The sequence below is a fragment of the Ruminococcus flavefaciens MA2007 genome (genome assembly GCF_000621845.1).
Lineage (GTDB): Bacteria > Bacillota > Clostridia > Oscillospirales > Ruminococcaceae > Ruminococcus > Ruminococcus flavefaciens_E.
In genome coordinates this window covers 44,199-61,699 of record NZ_JHXF01000016.1, presented here as the reverse complement: position 1 = coordinate 61,699, position 17,501 = coordinate 44,199, and the positions used below count along the sequence as shown (strand labels likewise).

Sequence of the window (17,501 nt, the reverse complement as noted above, 5' to 3'; positions counted from 1 at the left end):
TCAGCCGAGTCCCCTTTCATCAGGCTCTTCACCGTCGATGAAAATGCCTTTTTCCTTGTATTTCTTGAGAATAAAGTGAGTCGATGTAGAAAGAATACCGTCAATTGTAGCAAGTCTCTCGGATACAAAGAACGCAACGTCCTTGAGGTCGTTGCCCTTGACCTCAACTGCAAGGTCATAGGCGCCCGAGGACATAAGGCTTACGCTCTCTACTTCATCGTACATCATGATAGTCTTTGCGATATCGTCAAAGCCGCAGTCGCGCTGTGGAGTTACCTTCAGCTCGATAGTAGCGTAAACTGTGGACTTGTCGTAAAGGTCATCGTCAACGATAACGCTGTAGCCCTTGATAACGCCGTCCTTTTCCAGCTTTTCTATCTTTGCGGCGGCTTCTTCCGCTGAAATGCCAAGCATTTCGCCCAGTGCCGCATTTGAGATACGTGCATTCTGCTGTAATATTTTGATTATGTCTTTCATAGTATCAGTTCCTTTCATTATATATTAGTATTCAACGTATTCGCCCTGAGTATAGCCGAAATATTCAAGTATCTCGTCCCAGCTGCTGTCTGACAGGTAATAGCGCCCGCCGTGGAGGTTATAGCTGCCCACAAGGGACTTGTCGGTGCCTGTCTCCCAGCACATTACCCTTCCTATCTGGACTCCTTCCATTTCAATGATGAACTCAACATCGCCGTGCTCGGGCATTTCCCAGGGCACGTCAGCGGTAAAGGGCTCGTCCTTGCCGAAAACGCCGTACAGATAAAAAGGCTTCTGAGATGTGCCGAAGTCATACTCCATGCCGATAGACAGCGCCATAAGGTCAAGGTCGTCAAGCTCCTGATAGTTTATGGTCCTGCCGTCGCCGAAGCTTATGCTCTTTTGGGCAGGCTGTGTGTTATAGGCAGATTCGTCCTTTTCCAGCCTGATATCGGAGTATTTACCCTGTTCATAGCCGTATATTTTAAGGACATCTGCCCAGTTCATCTCCCTGAGCTCGTCGGCTCGGCTGTTACTGCCGAAAACACCAACATAATCGTCCTTTTTGGTGTTTTTGCTGCACAATACCCACAGCGGATAGCCGTCATCGTCCGCAGACATGATATACTCTATATCATCCTCGGGAGAATAATAGGTATCATGCATATATTTGTTAAGCTCGTCGGTGCCGTCGGTATGGGAATATATTACATTATCGGCGAATTTCTGCCCCTTATCAACGAGAACAGTGTTTATCGCCTTGTAAAGCGTGGAAGCAGCGGCGTTTGCCGAGGACTTCCTGCTTTTTTTGACATAGCTGAGCATACCCATAGTAAGGTCTATGCCCTTGCCGTCCTTATCGGACTTTTTCTCCCCTGCCGCCGTAGTTGCGGGCTCGGTAGTCTTGGCTGCCGTTGTGACCTCGGCTTTCTGTTCAGCCGCAGGCTCTTTTTTTCCGCAGCCTGCCGCCGACGCTGTCATCAAAAGCGCCGCCATAAAGGCAAAAGCTCTCTTTTTCAGCATATTATCCCCTCCTGTCACTCAATATCTATGAAATAAGGCTTTCTTTTCTTAAAATAAGCTCCGCGTGTGAAGCCTGCGGCTCGTGCTATCCTCATGCCGTCGGCTATGTTTGCTCCGATGTCCTCAACTGTGTGGGAATCCGAGCCGAAGCTTATTATCTCGCCGCCCATATCGCGGAAAAGCTTTGTATATTTAAGATTCGGGAAGCAGTCCCCGAAGCCCTGTCTCAGTCCCGAGGTATTTATCTCTATGCCCTTGCCGTTCTGAGCGAGATTGCGGAAGGTCTCCGCGATAATGTCGTCATATCGGCTTATATCAGCGTTTATGCCGTGTCTCTGCTTCATGTAGCGCAGGCAGTAGGTGATATGTCCAACAACGTCAAAGAGCTCTGTCTTGCTGAGGGTGTATACCTCCTTGAAATAGCGCTCCAGCAGTCCGTATATCTCGTCCATGGTCATTTTATCGTATTCGATGAAGTAGAAATCCTTCTCGCCCATGACCTGATGTACCGAGCCTATGATGAAATCCACTCTGCTGTCGGCGTTCGCTGTCTTAGCCGCGTCGGTATCGTGGAGTATCTGTCCCAGCTCCACGCCGCAGATAAGGTTCAGCTTTCCTGCCCACTTCTCTTTCAGCGCAGTTACCGCCGATACGGAGCTCTCAAAATTAGCCCTGTAATTGTAGTAATCAAGAAGCTCCCATGTCTCCTCGGGATAGTGCTCCTTTTCGTACCAGCCGTTGCATTCGCAGTGGTCGGTAATGGCGTATGCCGCAAGTCCAAGCTCCGCGGCTCGCTTGACGCAGAGGTCGATATCCGCCTCTGAATCCATGGAAAACTGCGTGTGAGTGTGACAGTCCATAAGTCTCATAGTCTCAGCCCCTTTTGTTATATTCTTATATTATAGCATACAATCCTCTGAATATCAAGATTCGCGGAGAAAAATTCCCGTATTATCATTTTTATGCCGTGAAAACGGGTGCGCAGGCTCTGCGCTTATAGCATATAATGAAAAAAATTTCCATACTTTTTTAAAATTTGTAGGGGACGACGTCCTCGGCGTCCCGCAATTGCAGCGTAAACAAACGGGCTGTCGGGGACACCAGCCCCTACAAAGCCTTGAATAAAACCGCATCGTCAGGCACGGGCGGCGAAACGCCGCCCCTACACTAATCACTATTCACTAATCACTAACAACTCCCCACTATTCACTAATTGACACTTGCTTTTTCCGTATATCTATGATATAATTATATCAATCATTCGGCAATGACCGAATAACAATAAAACGGAGGTTTTGACTATGAGAGCAGTTGTAACTGTAATTGGTAAGGATACTGTGGGAATTCTCCACAAGGTAAGCGGTATCTGCGCTGAATACAACGTAAACGTTATAGAGGTAACACAGAGCGTTCTTCAGGATATGTTCGCTATGATAATGCTGGTGGATATTTCAGCAATAAAGGGAGATTTCTCGGAGCTCGTTGACAGAATGACAGCCCTCGGCACTGAGCTCGGACTCTCTATCCACACAATGCACGAGGATATCTTCAACTCAATGCACAGCGTCTGATGAAAGGAAGTCCGTTCAATGCTTAACGTATATAATATACTTGAAACTATCCGCATGATACAGGACGAGTGCCTTGATATCCGTACCATAACTATGGGTATCTCGCTTCTTGACTGTATCGACACGGATATAGACAAAGCCTGCGAAAAGGTCTACAACAAGATAGTCACAAAGGCAGGAAACCTCGTCCCCATAGGTCAGCAGATAGAAAAGGAGTACGGCATACCGATAGTAAACAAGCGTATATCGGTAACTCCAATAGCTATGCTTGCGGCTGCCTGCCCCGACGGCAACCCTGTTAAATTCGCAAAGGCGCTCCAGAGAGCAGCCGACACCTGCGGAGTAAACTTCATCGGCGGATATTCCGCACTGGTACATAAGGGCTTCAGCGCAGGAGATATGGCTCTCATCAAGTCAATCCCCGAGGCTCTGGACGCTACTCAGAACATCTGCTCATCAGTAAATATCGGCTCTACAAAGTCAGGTATCAACATGGACGCTGTAAAGCTCATGGGACAGATAGTCAAGGAGGCTGCCATAAAGACAGCAGACCGCGACTGTATCGGACCTGCAAAGCTGGTGGTATTCTGCAACGCCGTTGAGGATAACCCGTTTATGGCAGGCGCTTTCCACGGCGTAGGAGAGCCAGACTGCGAGATACACGTAGGCGTTTCAGGTCCGGGAGTTGTACGCGCAGCTCTTACAAAATACCCTGACGCTTCAATAAATGAAATTGCAGACATAATCAAGAAGACCGCATTCAAGATAACCCGTATGGGACAGCTCGTCGGCGCAAGAGCTTCGGAGCTCCTCGGCGTGCCTTTCGGTATCGTTGACCTTTCACTTGCTCCTACTCCTGCCATTGGCGACAGCGTTGCCCATATCCTTGAGGAAATGGGACTTGAGATGTGCGGAACTCATGGTACAACTGCTTGTCTGGCAATGCTCAATGACGCTGTCAAGAAGGGCGGCGTAATGGCTTCGTCAACAGTCGGCGGACTTTCGGGCGCATTTATCCCCGTATCCGAAGACGCAGGCATGATAGACGCCGCAGTTGCAGGCGTTCTCAGCCTTGAAAAGCTTGAAGCCATGACAGCTGTATGCTCAGTTGGTCTTGATATGATAGTAGTTCCCGGCGAGATAGCTCCCGAGACCATATCCGCTATCATCGCAGACGAAGCTGCTATCGGTATGGTCAACTCCAAGACCACAGCTGTACGTCTTATCCCTGCTATCGGCAAGAAGGAGGGCGACACCCTCGAATTCGGCGGACTTCTGGGCAGCGGTCCTGTTATGCCTATCAGAGAAAAGTCCCCTGCCAAGTTCATCAACCGCGGCGGACGTATCCCCGCACCTATGCAGAGCCTTAAAAACTAAACTGTATAACGCCGCAGATAATGCGGAAAAATATAAAACCGAGGTGAGATTTTATGACGGATATCAATTCAAACGGCGGAAAATGTCCCAGCTGCGGAAAACCAATAAGCAATTATAATGCTTCGTCAACAGATTACGGTTCTCCCATACGCACCTGCAAGTGCTGCGGTCAGCCCTATCTTGACAGCCGCTACAGAGAGCTTGCCATAGAAGAACCGTGGGCAGGCGACCTTAAAGCTTCAACAGGCATAAAAATAGCGCTAATGGGCTTGTTTATCCTTGCTGTTTCGGGCGGTATCACATTCCTTACCTATCATTTCAAAGGCTATTACTACAAAAAGCTGGCATTCGTGGCAGTTATGAGCCTGCTGGTGATAGGCTACGGTATATTTGACGCTATCCGCGTAAAATCAGGCGCAAAGCAGAAAAGCCTTGACAGAAAAAAGGCAGAATCCGAGCAGAGGCTTATGGACAGAGCCTATGCACAGCAGCTCGCTGACCTCGGATATAATGTCCCAAACAAATATCTTTGACTTTAAGGGCGGATAAAACGCCCTTTTTATTAATGCATAATTCTTAATTACGCAGCGAAAGAACGGTGATACTATGGATATCTGCAAAATCCCCTGCCTTTTCGGTCTTTCCGAAGCCGAAAAGCTCTCCGAGCTAAACGCAGGACACATAAACCGAACCTTTCTTGCGGTCTGCGGCGGCAAAAAATATGTGCTTCAATCCCTGAACAGCTCTGTTTTTCGCGCTCCCGAAGCAGTTATGGACAACATCAGCCGCATCGAAGCGGCTTTTGCAGAAGCTTCGGATATTGCCGTCCCGCATTTTATCGCCGCAGGCGATAAAAACTATGCGGTCACCGACGGTGAATTATGGCGTATCTACAGCTACATCGCGGTGACCGCAGACGCCGCGGCTGATGCCGCGGCAGCGGGACGGCATTTCGGAAGATTCATTCGTATCATGGACGGAACTGAGCTGAATGAAACGCCTGCAATTGCAGGCTTTCACGATTTTGGCAGGTACTTCTCGGAACTTGCCGCACTGGGCGGCGCAGAGCCCGAAATAATGCGGAGACTGGACAGTCTCCGCGACAAGCTCGGTCAGGTGTTCACGGACTCGCTGAAAAAGCGCGTCATTCACGGCGACGCAAAGCCCGATAACATCATAATCGGCGAAGCTCCCACTATCATCGACCTTGACACCGTCATGTACGGCTATGCCGCCATAGACTACGGCGACCTTGTACGCTCGGTATGCCGCAGCAAAGACTTCGATATCAGCTCGGTCCGCAGTATGACAAAGGGCTTTTCACAAGGGCTTGACGTCATTCTGAGCCCACAGGAGATAAGCTCCCTGTATTACGGCATTTTGTGGCTCACAGGCGAGCTTGCAGTGCGTTATCTTGCCGACTCGAAGCGCGGGAACAAGTACTTCCGCGGAAAGAGCTCCGCCGACTGCCTTGCCCGTGCAGAGGAGCTTTTGGCGCAGCTGAATATGTTCAGCTACCACGGAACCGAAATAAAAGAAATAATATATGAGTATTTTGAATAGGCATATCTCCCCTTATTGCTATTTTTTGTGAAATATGGTATAATGTTTATATAAACAGCGGAAAGGGGGACGTTTTATGGAGTTTATTCTCGTCATCGTGATAATAGTGGTTCTTTGCCTTATCCTAGGCATAAAAACTATATATCTCCTTGCGGCAGGAGCGGCGCTCCTCGGACTTATCTACGTTGTCTCGCTGGCGCTGCTGTGCTTCTTTTTTGTGCGGCTGTTCTTCACAAAAAAGCACAAAGCTGTGTTCTCGCGCATTGACAAAAGCCCCCGAAGCAGCTTCAAGGTAGCCTACTACACTATCGACGGCACCGAATACCCCAACGTTTTCCCCGAAGAGGGCTTGTTTCGCAGCAAGCTATACCGCAGCGATAAGGACTCCACGGTATTTCTGGCAAAAAACAAGAAATTCGTTTACGATAAATTCGCCTGCGCCACCTGCACTATCGGCTTTCTGCTGACTATTGCCACGGCTGCCGCAGTATTTATGATTCTGAGATAAGGAGACTCCCATGGACGAACACATTTGCGGCACTCACGGAGTGCATAAGGATATTGTTGAAAAAGTCGCAAAGGTCATGCCCGACGAAGCCCTGCTCTTTGAGGCTGCGGAGCTTCTCAAGGTATTAGGCGACGCCACAAGGGTAAGGATAATTTTCGTGCTCTGCCAGAGCGAGATGTGCGTCTGTGATATAGCGCGTCTGTTAAACATGACGCAGTCCGCCATATCACACCAGCTGAGAGTGCTGAAGCAGGCTCGTCTTGTGAGCTCACGACGGGACGGCAAGACCATTTTCTATTCTATCTGCGACGACCACGTAAAGACCATTTTTTATCACGCAATGGAGCACGTAATGGAGTGATGAACAATGAGGTACTTTGATTTCCATACCCATGCTTTTACCGACGACCTTGCAAATCGGGCTGTTGAGGGGCTTTCCCTTACCAGCGGCATACAGCCTGCCACAGACGGCACTGTAAGCGGACTTCGCCGCAAGCTTGAAAAAAACGGCATTGACCGCGCACTTCTGCTCCCCGTTGCCACAAAGCCCTCACAGCAGGAGACTATCAACAACTGGGCAGCCTCTGTAATGGGCGGCGGACTTTACTGCTGCGGAACAGTCCACCCTGCCGCCGAGAACGCCTTAGAGGAACTGGAAAGGATACGCTCCCTCGGGCTCTGCGGAGTCAAATTCCACTCGGAATATCAGGATTTCTGCCCCGACGAGGAGAGAATGTTCCCTATTTACGAAAAAATAGCCGAGCTCGGACTTATCGCCGTATTCCACGGCGGCTGGGATCCGTACTCGGAAGGCGAGATAAAAGCCACTCCTAAGAGCTTCGCGGCTGTGGCAAAGACTTTCCCTAAGCTTAAAATAGTCGCCGCACACCTCGGCGGAATGAAGCTCTGGGACGATATTGAGAAATACACCGCAGGCAAATTTGAGAACCTGTGGTTCGACGTAAGCGTTATATCGCGGTATATCGACGATGACCAGCTACTGCGCATATTAAAGAAGCAGGGCGCTGAGCGCGTGCTGTTCGGCAGCGACTGTCCGTGGGACGAACCTGCCAACGAGATAGCCATGATAGAGCGTATGCCCCTCACAAATGAGGAAAAAGAGCTAATCTTCTACAAAAACGCAGAAAAACTGCTTGGTATCTGATCTCGCAATAATTTAACGGACGCCCTCTCTTGCAGGGCGCCTTCGTAACTGCGGGGCTTTGCCCCCCCTGCCATAGGCACTGCCTTTGGAATCCCGTTCATTATGTGCTGTAAGCGATATATAATTAACGATTTTTACAATAGTAAGCGAGTTTACGAGCGACAACGTGGCAAGGGTGCAGCGTCACGCTGCAAAAAGAAAAGCTTATGTACCCCTACATAAGCTTTCGGAAATCTCTCCGCAATATGAAATAATGTTTACCCCAACGTGCGGCAGTCCCCCGACTCCGCACTTTTTTGTTTGGAGCTCCTTTATTGACCGAGCTCCTATCCCTATCTTGGTCAGATGAGTTCCTTTCTCCCCCCCCTTGTGAGAGAAAGAAGCTATTTATTGCCGCTCCGAGAGCAGCTTATTTGTCCCCCCGTAAGATAATTTCGATCAGTCATTCTGTCCGCTTGGTGCAGCTTTATCGTCGATATTGACGTCTATGAGCAGTCCGCCGTCCTTGCCTGTTACCTTAGGCATTACGCCGTCCCACTTCTGGATCTGCTCGTAAGCGATGACCTTGTTGGAAAGCGACTCCTCAAGGAGCTTGTTAGCGTCTGCCTGAGCCTGTGCCTGCTTGAGTATAGCCTCTGCCTCAGCCTTTGCTGCAATTACCTTCTTTTCAGCCTCGGTGTTAGCGATTACCTTAGCCTGCTCCTGCTCTGTCTTGGTCTTGAGCAGATTCTGCTCAGCTACCTGCTTAGCTTCGATAGCTGTGTTGAACTCAGCAGAGAAGTCAAAATTCACGATATTGAACTTTTCTATATAGATACCATAGGAATTCAGCTTGCTGTCAAGAGCTGTCTTGACCTCATTGCTTACAGACTCACGGTCTGTAATAAGCTGTTCTGCGTTGTACTTTGCAGTTGCAGACTTCATGCACTCCTGAACTACAGGGGTAATGAGTATGGTCTGATAATCAACGCCAACATTCTTGTACATATCAGGCGACTTGTCCGAAACCAGTCTGTAGTTTACAGCGATACTGCTGCTTACGGTCTGGAGGTCCTTGGATACTGCCGAAGCAGGTGTCTCATAGACCTGTATCTTATTGGACATATTCTCGACTGACTGAACAAAGGGAGCCTTTACATGGAAGCCCTCCGACAGCGGATTTGCCGATACCTCGCCAAGTGTAAGTACAACGCCCGTATTACCTGCGGGAACTATAGTGAAGGAGTTTACTGCAACGAATATGGCAGCAGCTCCGATAACTATCCATTTTACGCCCTTGAAACTTGGCTTCTTAGCCATATTGTTTCCGTTTACTTCTCTAACATTAACACCCATAATGATTCTCCTTTTTCAGCCGTTTGCCTGTAATTTAATTCCTGTTGAGATAATATTTTCCGTCCTCTGTTGCCGAGATTACATTGTCATAAAGCAGCTCAAAGGTCGCTTCGGGATTGTAGATCCCCATTTCGTGCAGAGTTTTGGCACTGTCTGCCGAAAACGCCTTTGAAATCTCGAAAAGCTTGATTATCTTCTTCTTGCTCATAAGTATTGCAGTTACAACATTCATTTCCAAAACCTCCCATATATCGTATATCCGTAATGTTTACCCCTAAACCTTACATCTCGTCAAGAATGACTTCCAATCCCTTTTCCATTTCTGTCCTGAGACAGCCGCTTCTGTAGCCCATTACCATGACGTACATAGCCTTTTTGAGCTTTTCATCGTCTGCTATCTCCTTTGTGTTATCCGCTACCTCACGGGCTACAAGGGACTTGATATGGTCTGTATCAAAGGCTCCCTCGTCCTCGGCGGTGAAGATTATCCTGCAAAGGATATCGTAAAGGAGTATATCCTCGATGATATCGTCTGAAGTGTCCTCAACGTCGCCGTTAATGTAGCGCATAAGATTCGCAATATCCTCCAGCTTCATAGCCTTGCGGAGCATATTGATAAGCAGTATGCGGAGTATCTGTTTTTCGGAGTATTTCTTGCCTTTTGTAGCCGATACCCAGCCGCGCTTTATCCAGTTCTGAATGGTAGTACCCTCCAGACCTGTCAGCTTTGAGAGCTGTGAAAGCGTAAGACCGCCTGTAGCTTCAAGAACGGGTGATATAAGTGAAAAAGCAGATTCTCTTGCCTGCTCTGAAAACTTCATTGTAGTACCCGGGATAAGCCTGTTCATAGTCGTTATCTCCTTTCCTGTGATGATATGATTATATCACAGGTTCATTTGAACTGCAAGTATAATCTGCGGACGTTTTTACGGGATTTCTGATATTTTTTTGAAGTTATCATATTATTTCATTGATTTTCAAACTTTTTCGCAGTTTTTCTCACATTTTTAATTTTGCAGGCAACAGCTTGATAATTTGCAGACAATATGGTATAATAATATAAATCGTTATTTTGCGAATAAACGCAAAGTTGAGAGTTGAAAGTTATGGTGTCGCCTGCGGCGACATTATTAAAATAATGTGAGCGAAGCGAACTCATTAACTCTCAACTCTACACTCTAAACTCTCAACTCTAAATTATGATAAAAGGAGAAGAATATGAAGTACACGCAGGGACAATACATTATAAAAGAAAAATCCGCTATTGCCCGTGAGATATACAGCTTCACCATTGCCTGTCCAGAGGTGGCGGCAGCTGCGGCTCCCGGACAGTTCGTACATATCAGGGCAAAGGGCTATACTCTCCGCAGACCTATCTCTATCTGCGGCATCGACAAGGAAAAGGGCACTCTCCGTATCGTTTTCGAGATACGCGGCGAGGGCACTGCCGAGATAGCCAAGCTAAACCAGGGCGACCTCATCGATATGCTGGCTCCTCTCGGACACGGCTTCACAGTGGATAACAGCTTCAAAAAGGTGGTTCTCATCGGCGGCGGTATCGGAACTCCGCCAATGCTGCCCCTTGCAAAGGCTTACGGCGAAAAGGCTGTGGCTATTAGCGGCTTCAGGAACGCTTCCGCAGTTATTCTTCAGGAGGATCTCCGCAAGACAGGCGCTGAAACTATCCTCTGCACCGACGACGGCTCCGCAGGTATTCACGGCTTTGTAACACAGCCATTCAAGGAGCTTGCCGAAAAAGGCGGTATTGACGCGGTATACGCCTGCGGTCCTATGCCAATGCTGAAAGGCATATCCGCTATATGTAAGGAAAACGGTATATTCTGCGAGATATCCCTTGAGGAGCGCATGGCTTGCGGTATCGGAGCCTGTCTGGGCTGTGCCTGCAAGACAAAGCGCAATGACGAGGAATATTTCGCCCACGTCTGCAAGGACGGTCCTGTATTCAATGCTGAGGAGGTGCTCTGGTAATGGCTGATCTTTCTGTAAAAGTCTGCGGCGTAGACTTCAAAAACCCTATTATCCCTGCTTCGGGAGTATTCGGCTACGGACGCGAATACGAGGAGCTCTTCCCTCTTGACAAGCTGGGCGGAATCGCTACAAAGGGCACAACACTTCATCTCCGCACGGGAAATCTTGCTCCGAGAATAGCTGAGACTCCCTCGGGTATGCTCAATTCCGTAGGTCTCCAGAACCCCGGTATCGACCATTTCATCGACACCGAGCTTCCCTATCTGCTCACAAAGGACCTTGTAGTCCTTGCAAATATCGCAGGCTCAACTCCCGACGAGTGCGCAGAGGTAGCCGCAAAGCTGGAAGATACAGACGTGCACATGATAGAGCTGAATATCTCCTGCCCTAACGTTAAGCAGGGCGGTGCGGCATTCGGTACGAGCTGCGAAATGGCGGCTGAGGTCACAAGAAAGGTCCGTGCAGCTACAAAGAAGCCCCTTGTGGTAAAACTCTCGCCAAATGTTACAAGCATTGCTGACATCGCTAAATCTGTTGAAGCCGCAGGTGCTGACGCAGTATCGCTGATAAATACTCTCCTCGGCATGAGGATAGACATAAACACAGGCAGACCTATTCTCCGCAACAACGTAGGCGGAATGAGCGGTCCTGCGGTATTCCCTATTGCTGTACGCATGGTATGGCAGGTGGCAAACGCAGTCAATATCCCTGTTATCGGCATGGGCGGCGTGTCCTCGGGACGTGACGCTATTGAGCTGATGATGGCAGGAGCCTCCGCAGTACAGGTGGGCGCGGCTATATTCACCGATCCATATGCGCCTGTACGCATAGTCGAGGAAATGAACGACTGGCTGGACAGCAAGGGCATTGCTTCGGTCAAGGATATCATCGGCACGGTAAAGCCGTGGTGATACAGTAAGTAGAATTTGCGTTTTAATTGCATTTTATTGAGCGTATGAACGGGATTCCAAAGGGACGTGTTCCTTTGGTCAGGTCAAGGGCTGACAGCCCTTGCGGGTTTGGGCAGCGCCCAAATAACGAAGACGCCTCGCAAGGGGTGAATCAAAAAATAGTCCAGTGGACTATTTTTTGAGAGGGGACGCCTTGCAAGAGAAGGCGTCCCTTTAATGGAACGTCGAGGACGCCGTCCCCTACAATATTACAAAGGAAAAATACAATGATTATAATGTCAGTTGACTTCGGCGACGCAAGAACGGGTATCGCAGTATGCGGAAAAAGCGAGATGATAGCTTCTCCCGTGACGGTCATCGCCGAAAAGGACTTCACAAAATGTATAGAAAAAACCGCTGCTCTTGCCAAAGAACAGCGTGCCGAGCAGATAGTGGTGGGCTATCCCATGAATATGAACGGAACTGTCGGTGAAAGAGCCGAAAAATGCAAGCTTTTCGCCGAGGAGCTTGAAAAGCTCACAGGCGTTGCCGTTAAGCTCTGGGACGAGCGCTGCACCACAGTTTCAGCACATAACGCGCTGAACGTCACCAACACACGCGGCAAAAAACGCAAGGCTGTAGTCGACGCAGTGGCGGCAGTGCTTATCCTCGAGAGCTATTTAGGCTACAGACGCAATTCGGGCGAGCCTACATAAGCACAGACTTTATATCGTCAAGCAGATTTCCTGCGGCTTTGAGAGTTTTCCCTGCGTCGCGCTTTATGCTCATTTTCTTCATGGGACGGGCGTTGGACAGCGCATAGCAGGCAAAGCCTACTACAGCTCCCGCAGCCGCACCCTTTGCAAGTGACATCAAGTTCATAACACAATACTCCATTGTTTATTATCCGCGAGGGCGGACAGTAATATTATCTGAAAAAAGCGCTGAAGTATTCCGATATCACGAAAGGAAAATAACGATGAAAAAACTTCTTATAATATCACTTTTACTGGCAAATATACTTTCAGTTTGCAGCTGTTCGGATAATAACACCTCTTCCGATAAGTTCACCGAAACAACAACTGCTGCTGAAACCACCGCTGAAACAACCACAAAGGAGAAGAAGTTCTGCGACTACGTTCACGGTGAGGACGGATACTATAATATTGCGGACGAAATATCCGATTTTAAAATGGAAACGCAGAAATACGGCACCTGCTGGATTTATGCAGGTGTGGCAGGAATGGGAACAGCCTACGCTAAAAAGTACGGCAGCTATCCCTCGATAGACCAGCTCGAACTGCTCGACATCACCTATATAAATGAAAAGAATGAAGGTTTTTTCCCGAAAGAAGGCGTTGATCCTAAAGAGCTCGGCGGCTGGCAGTGGATGTTGACAGAAACTCTGACTAACGGATTCGGCGACTATGTTATCGACAGCTCGGTAATATTAGATGTGAAAGACCGTGAAGCAATAAAAAAAGCTGTGAAAAACCGCGGCGGAGTCGCTATCGGAGTAAACGATACCGATGAAAAATATAAAGGCTGGTTCGGACAGTATTATACCCTTAATTATTCAAAAAAAGAATTCGACCATGATATTACCATAATCGGCTATGACGACCACTTCCCGAAGGATTACTTCAAAGAGCCTGCTTCCGAGGACGGTGCGTGGATTTGCTATAACAGCTCTTTTGGCTCGGCAGGATTTTTTTATGTGTCCTATTGTGCGCCTTTAGAGTATGGCATAAGCCACTCCGTAACCGATAAATACGGTGATATCCTCAGCTATGACGCAGGCAACGAAGAGGATAAGTACATAAAAACAGGCGAATGGACAAATACCGCAAATGTTTTCCATAAGTCGGGCAAGCTTGCCGCTGTGGGAACATATAATGACTTTGACGAGCAGAATATCAAGATACAGGTATACAGCGCCGACTTCAAGGATATCCTGTATACACAGGACGCTGTCCTCGATTATCACGGCTATCATACCATAAAACTTGATGAGCCCGTTGATGTTACGGACTTTGCCGTTGTCATCTCATATGAAAAGGGAGCTCCCGTTGAAGGCGAGGATATCGACTACGGCGACACTGAATACAGGACAGTTTCCGAAAGCGGACAGTCCTTTGTATACATCGATGACTGCGTAACGGGCTGGAAGGACCTCACCGACGCTGATATAAAAAAATCGCTGGATATTGACTTTGAGCCCCATAACTGCTGTATAAAGGCGCTTTTCGCCAAATAAACAGGCTTTTTTCTCCGTACAGACGAAGTTGAAATAAAACTATATAGAAGGATAATTATGCAAAATCTCAATATCGTCCTTGTAGAACCGCAGATACCGCAGAATACGGGAAATATCTCCCGAACCTGCGCCGTTACGGGAGCAAGACTGCACCTCGTCCGTCCGCTGGGCTTCGAGGTCAGCGACAAGCACCTGAAACGTGCAGGTCTGGACTACTGGGACAAGCTGGACATCACCTATTACGACAGCCTCGCGGACTTCTTCGAGAAAAACAAGGGCGGTCATTTCTTCTACTTCACTACAAAGGGACTTCACGTCCACAGTGAAGCGGAATACCCCGATAATTCCTACCTTGTTTTCGGACGGGAGGACAAGGGACTTCCCGAGGAGCTTCTCCACGACAATCCCGAGAGCTGTGTAAGAATACCTATGCGCAATGAACTGCGCAGCCTCAATCTCTCAAACTCCGTGGCAATAGCGGTCTACGAGGTGCTGAGACAATGGGACTATCCCGACCTTTCCCGTGAGGGAAAGCTTACAAAATACGAATGGTAAAGGAGACAAAACTATGAACAAGATCGCTATACTTACCGATTCATGCTGCGACCTTCCCAAAGAAACAATAAAGGAGCTGGGCATAAAGGTGCTTCCCTTTACTCTCACCGTTGGCGGCGAGAGCTTCAGGGAGATTTACGACAAGTCAACAAAGGAGTTCTATGAGCTTCTCGAAACTACCGACGAGATACCGAAGCACTCACAGATTTCTCCCATAACCTTTGAGGAGACCTACAAGGAGCTTTTTGAAAAGGGCTACACAGATATCATCAGCGTGTCTATAAACTCAAAGGGCTCGGGTACATTCAATAACTCTGTCCTTGCAAAGAACGATTTTTACGAAAATAATCCCGAGGCAGAGGGAAAAATGCGCATATACAATATCGACTCAAAGTGCTACTCTCTTTTCTACGGTTATCCCGTTATGGAAGCCGCCAAAAAGATACGCCGCGGCGCTGAGCCCGAGGAGATAGTTGCTTATCTGGAGGACTGGTTCAACGTAAGTGCCATCTATGCAGTTCCGTTCACTCTCAAATATGCCAAGAAATCGGGACGTATCTCCGCAGCAAAGGCTTTTGCGGGAGAGCTTCTTGGACTCAAGCCCGTTATCATGTTCGCTGACGGAAATACCGAAACTGTTGACAAGATAAGAGGCGAAAAGAATATCGTTTCCAAGCTCGTTGAGATAGTCGAGAAGAATATGACTCCACAGACTCCGTATATCATGCTCCACGGCAAGGACGACACCGTGGCTAAGGAAGTCGAAAAGGAGCTTGCTAAAAAGACGGGCAGAAAGGCTGAGATGTTCGGCAGCATAGGCGCCGTTGTAACCGCTAATATCGGTCCTGACCTTGTGGCTGTTGTCGTAAGACGCAAGAATAAATAAAGGGAACGCTTAACCGTGATACTCATATAGAAGCTTATAGTTAATTATGGGGGAAACCTTTCTGAGGAAAGGTTCTCCCCCATACCCCTTTCCAAAGACTTTTATCTGGTTTTTTCTCAGATAGGGCGCTCCATAAATGAAAAAATCCTGTAAAAATGCAGGTGCGCCCTATCTGAGAAAAAACAAAACGAAAGTTTTAGGGAGAGAGTTTGAGAGAAGCCCCTTTTTCAAAAGGGGTTCTCTCAATAATAAGCATAAAACTTCTATATAAGTACTACGCTTATGCGTTCCCTTTTTGTTATGATGCGGTGTAATGCATCTTATAATAATCGGTCATCTACTTATTTTATAGGCAACGTAAACATAAACGCCGTGCCCTTGCCGACTTCGCTTTCTGCCCATATCTTGCCGCCGTGGGACTCGATTATGAATTTGCATATGAACAATCCAAGTCCCGTGCCTGTTTCGGAGTGCTTACCCTTGTAATAGCGCTCCCAGATATGAGGCATATCTTCTTCCGAGATACCGCTTCCCGTATCCTTTACGGTGACTTTGACGAAGCTGTCTTCTTCCTCTGCCTTAACGAGTATTGTACCGTTTTTAGTGTGCTTTAAGGCATTGGAGATGAGATTTACGAATACTCTCTGCAATCTTGAACTGTCGGCTTCGACCTTTGGCAATTCAAGCGGTATACGAAGTGCAAGACGATTGTTGTTTTTGTTCAGAACTGCAAAATAGGTCTCAACGGTCTCACGCACAAGGCTTTCAATATCGCAGGGAGCAATTTCAAGAACCATGCGTCCTTCCTCAATACGTGTTGCGTCAAGTATCTGGGTAACCATGAGAGCCATGCGATTGGATTCGGAACTGATACGCTTGAGCTTTTCCTGTACAAGAGCTGTACTGCCGCCGTTTGCAAGGTCCATTTCCGCATTCTGAGCATAACCCGACATCGCTGCAAGAGGCGTTTTCAATTCGTGGGAAGCGTCTGAGAGGAACGCGGTCTTCATTTCGTTTACCTTTACGAGCATATCATGCTCAGAAACGACAGGATCCGCAAGCTTCTTTGAAAGAATAAAGGAAATGATGATAAACATCAGGAAGACTCCGCCTATAGAAGCGAGCATTATATAAACGTATTTTCTGAATATAGTATCTAATTTTCTGTTGAGCGCGATAGACTCGATTTTTGTTACTTCATTCACAGGTGCTACGAGCCAGTTATTGGCTTCATTTACGATAATACCGTAACACAAGTCGTATTCCGAGTAGTTTATGAGGTTATCCCATGCTATTATCTGACCTTTTCCTGCTTTTAAGTAATTTCCGCCGAGAGTTTTGCGGTGATTATAGACATGATCTCTGAAAGTCGGGTAATATCCGTAGTATTCCGGATTTTCTTTAACAATCTGATCAAGAGTTTCAAACAATTCTTCTGCAAGCTGATCGCAGCTTTCACCATATTGTAAATCTATGCCCTGTATACCGTCATTTGTAAGTATAAAGAAAATACCGCTTGAATGACAGGTATCCCTTAAATACGGCTGCGCACTTGGCGCCACATATGTGATAAGGTCTTCCTGATTGCGGAAATGCTGCTCATACGCATTTATTTCAGTACCTATATTTCTGCCGAATAAAGACATTGTCCCCTGTGCTGCTGAAAGATTCATCTGATAATATGCTTCAGAAACAGTATTGACCGTTTTATCGGCAAGCTCTCTGGAGTGCTTATCCACGCTGTTCAATGCCTGATGATACATAACATTGAAAATTACGGTACATATTCCGATAACAGTCAGAAGACTGGTAATAAATGCGATAAGAAGCCGTCTTTTAAGCAAGCGGCTCTTGGAATAGTTCTTTTTCATATATATTTGCTCCTTAAAGGAATTTACATTTTTT

Annotated in this window: 21 protein-coding genes; 13 read left to right on the top strand and 8 right to left on the bottom strand. The window is 47.6% G+C overall.

Features of this window, described 5'->3' with window-relative positions; all coding sequences use genetic code 11:
• Genes T497_RS0109080 through T497_RS0109070 form a run of 3 tightly spaced genes read right to left on the bottom strand, consistent with a single transcriptional unit; the run spans position 1 to position 2,369 of the window.
• Positions 1 to 477 carry an Lrp/AsnC family transcriptional regulator gene (locus T497_RS0109080; RefSeq protein ID WP_028515338.1) on the bottom strand — a complete coding sequence of 159 codons (477 nt, stop codon included), beginning with the start codon at positions 475 to 477 and terminating at the stop codon, positions 1 to 3.
• A 24-nt stretch (positions 478 to 501) separates the two neighbouring features.
• Entirely contained in the window at positions 502 to 1,500 is a 999-nt protein-coding gene (locus T497_RS0109075) for a hypothetical protein (protein ID WP_028515337.1), read from the bottom strand.
• Positions 1,501 to 1,514: 14 nt separating this feature from the next.
• Positions 1,515 to 2,369 carry a histidinol-phosphatase HisJ family protein gene (locus tag T497_RS0109070; RefSeq protein WP_028515336.1) on the bottom strand — a complete coding sequence of 285 codons (855 nt, stop codon included), beginning with the start codon at positions 2,367 to 2,369 and terminating at the stop codon, positions 1,515 to 1,517.
• A gap of 432 nt (positions 2,370 to 2,801) precedes the next feature.
• Here T497_RS0109070 and T497_RS0109065 point away from each other — a divergent pair, with 432 nt between their 5' ends.
• The 7 genes from T497_RS0109065 (at position 2,802) to T497_RS0109035 (ending at position 7,684) form a co-directional block, all read left to right on the top strand.
• Positions 2,802 to 3,071 carry an ACT domain-containing protein gene (locus tag T497_RS0109065; protein ID WP_028515335.1) on the top strand — a complete coding sequence of 90 codons (270 nt, stop codon included), beginning with the start codon at positions 2,802 to 2,804 and terminating at the stop codon, positions 3,069 to 3,071.
• An 18-nt stretch (positions 3,072 to 3,089) separates the two neighbouring features.
• Entirely contained in the window at positions 3,090 to 4,448 is a 1,359-nt protein-coding gene (locus T497_RS0109060) for a PFL family protein (protein WP_028515334.1), read from the top strand.
• 53 nt (positions 4,449 to 4,501) lie between these two features.
• The gene (locus T497_RS0109055) at positions 4,502 to 4,981 is read left to right on the top strand and encodes a hypothetical protein (protein ID WP_028515333.1); all 480 of its coding nucleotides are present in this window, start codon (positions 4,502 to 4,504) and stop codon (positions 4,979 to 4,981) included.
• 73 nt (positions 4,982 to 5,054) lie between these two features.
• Complete coding sequence (locus tag T497_RS0109050) at positions 5,055 to 6,011, top strand: phosphotransferase enzyme family protein (protein WP_028515332.1); 957 nt, start codon at positions 5,055 to 5,057, stop codon at positions 6,009 to 6,011.
• Positions 6,012 to 6,087: 76 nt separating this feature from the next.
• A complete protein-coding gene (locus T497_RS0109045; RefSeq protein WP_028515331.1) occupies positions 6,088 to 6,519 on the top strand; it encodes a hypothetical protein in 432 nt (143 codons plus the stop codon).
• 10 nt (positions 6,520 to 6,529) lie between these two features.
• On the top strand, positions 6,530 to 6,880 hold the full coding sequence (locus T497_RS0109040) for an ArsR/SmtB family transcription factor (protein WP_028515330.1): 351 nt from the start codon (positions 6,530 to 6,532) through the stop codon (positions 6,878 to 6,880).
• A gap of 6 nt (positions 6,881 to 6,886) precedes the next feature.
• Entirely contained in the window at positions 6,887 to 7,684 is a 798-nt protein-coding gene (locus tag T497_RS0109035; protein ID WP_028515329.1) for an amidohydrolase family protein, read from the top strand.
• Between the two features lie 438 nt (positions 7,685 to 8,122).
• Here T497_RS0109035 and T497_RS0109030 read toward each other — a convergent pair whose 3' ends face one another.
• The 3 genes from T497_RS0109030 to T497_RS0109020 are packed head-to-tail and all read right to left on the bottom strand — an operon-like array spanning position 8,123 to position 9,867.
• Positions 8,123 to 9,019, bottom strand: a complete 897-nt coding sequence (locus T497_RS0109030) for a prohibitin family protein (protein ID WP_051530599.1) — start codon at positions 9,017 to 9,019, stop codon at positions 8,123 to 8,125.
• Between the two features lie 34 nt (positions 9,020 to 9,053).
• Positions 9,054 to 9,251, bottom strand: a complete 198-nt coding sequence (locus tag T497_RS0109025; RefSeq protein WP_028515327.1) for a hypothetical protein — start codon at positions 9,249 to 9,251, stop codon at positions 9,054 to 9,056.
• 49 nt (positions 9,252 to 9,300) lie between these two features.
• Positions 9,301 to 9,867 (bottom strand): DUF1836 domain-containing protein, encoded by a 567-nt coding sequence (locus T497_RS0109020; RefSeq protein ID WP_028515326.1) that lies wholly within the window; start codon positions 9,865 to 9,867, stop codon positions 9,301 to 9,303.
• Positions 9,868 to 10,237: 370 nt separating this feature from the next.
• Between T497_RS0109020 and T497_RS0109015 the strand changes: the two genes are divergently transcribed.
• The 3 genes from T497_RS0109015 to ruvX all read left to right on the top strand — a co-directional run bounded on the left by T497_RS0109015 (position 10,238) and on the right by ruvX (position 12,614).
• On the top strand, positions 10,238 to 11,008 hold the full coding sequence (locus T497_RS0109015; protein ID WP_028515325.1) for a dihydroorotate dehydrogenase electron transfer subunit: 771 nt from the start codon (positions 10,238 to 10,240) through the stop codon (positions 11,006 to 11,008).
• Positions 11,008 to 11,919 carry a dihydroorotate dehydrogenase gene (locus T497_RS0109010; RefSeq protein WP_028515324.1) on the top strand — a complete coding sequence of 304 codons (912 nt, stop codon included), beginning with the start codon at positions 11,008 to 11,010 and terminating at the stop codon, positions 11,917 to 11,919. The genes T497_RS0109015 and T497_RS0109010 overlap by 1 nt, the downstream gene beginning before the upstream one ends.
• A 266-nt stretch (positions 11,920 to 12,185) precedes the next feature.
• Positions 12,186 to 12,614 (top strand): Holliday junction resolvase RuvX, encoded by a 429-nt coding sequence (gene ruvX / locus T497_RS0109005; protein ID WP_028515323.1) that lies wholly within the window; start codon positions 12,186 to 12,188, stop codon positions 12,612 to 12,614.
• Here ruvX and T497_RS18520 read toward each other — a convergent pair.
• Positions 12,607 to 12,780: a hypothetical protein gene (locus T497_RS18520; protein ID WP_196243033.1), complete on the bottom strand. Its 174-nt coding sequence runs from the start codon at positions 12,778 to 12,780 to the stop codon at positions 12,607 to 12,609. The genes ruvX and T497_RS18520 overlap by 8 nt on opposite strands.
• Positions 12,781 to 12,877: 97 nt before the next feature.
• Between T497_RS18520 and T497_RS0108995 the strand changes: the two genes are divergently transcribed.
• The 3 genes from T497_RS0108995 to T497_RS0108985 are packed head-to-tail and all read left to right on the top strand — an operon-like array spanning position 12,878 to position 15,596.
• On the top strand, positions 12,878 to 14,155 hold the full coding sequence (locus T497_RS0108995) for a lectin like domain-containing protein (protein ID WP_028515322.1): 1,278 nt from the start codon (positions 12,878 to 12,880) through the stop codon (positions 14,153 to 14,155).
• Positions 14,156 to 14,212: 57 nt separating this feature from the next.
• Entirely contained in the window at positions 14,213 to 14,710 is a 498-nt protein-coding gene (gene trmL / locus T497_RS0108990) for a tRNA (uridine(34)/cytosine(34)/5-carboxymethylaminomethyluridine(34)-2'-O)-methyltransferase TrmL (RefSeq protein WP_028515321.1), read from the top strand.
• 13 nt (positions 14,711 to 14,723) lie between these two features.
• On the top strand, positions 14,724 to 15,596 hold the full coding sequence (locus T497_RS0108985) for a DegV family protein (protein WP_028515320.1): 873 nt from the start codon (positions 14,724 to 14,726) through the stop codon (positions 15,594 to 15,596).
• 341 nt (positions 15,597 to 15,937) lie between these two features.
• On the opposite strand, the gene T497_RS17525 is transcribed toward T497_RS0108985, so the two are convergent.
• Positions 15,938 to 17,467, bottom strand: a complete 1,530-nt coding sequence (locus T497_RS17525; RefSeq protein ID WP_028515319.1) for a sensor histidine kinase — start codon at positions 17,465 to 17,467, stop codon at positions 15,938 to 15,940.
• Between the last annotated feature and the right edge of the window lie 34 nt (positions 17,468 to 17,501).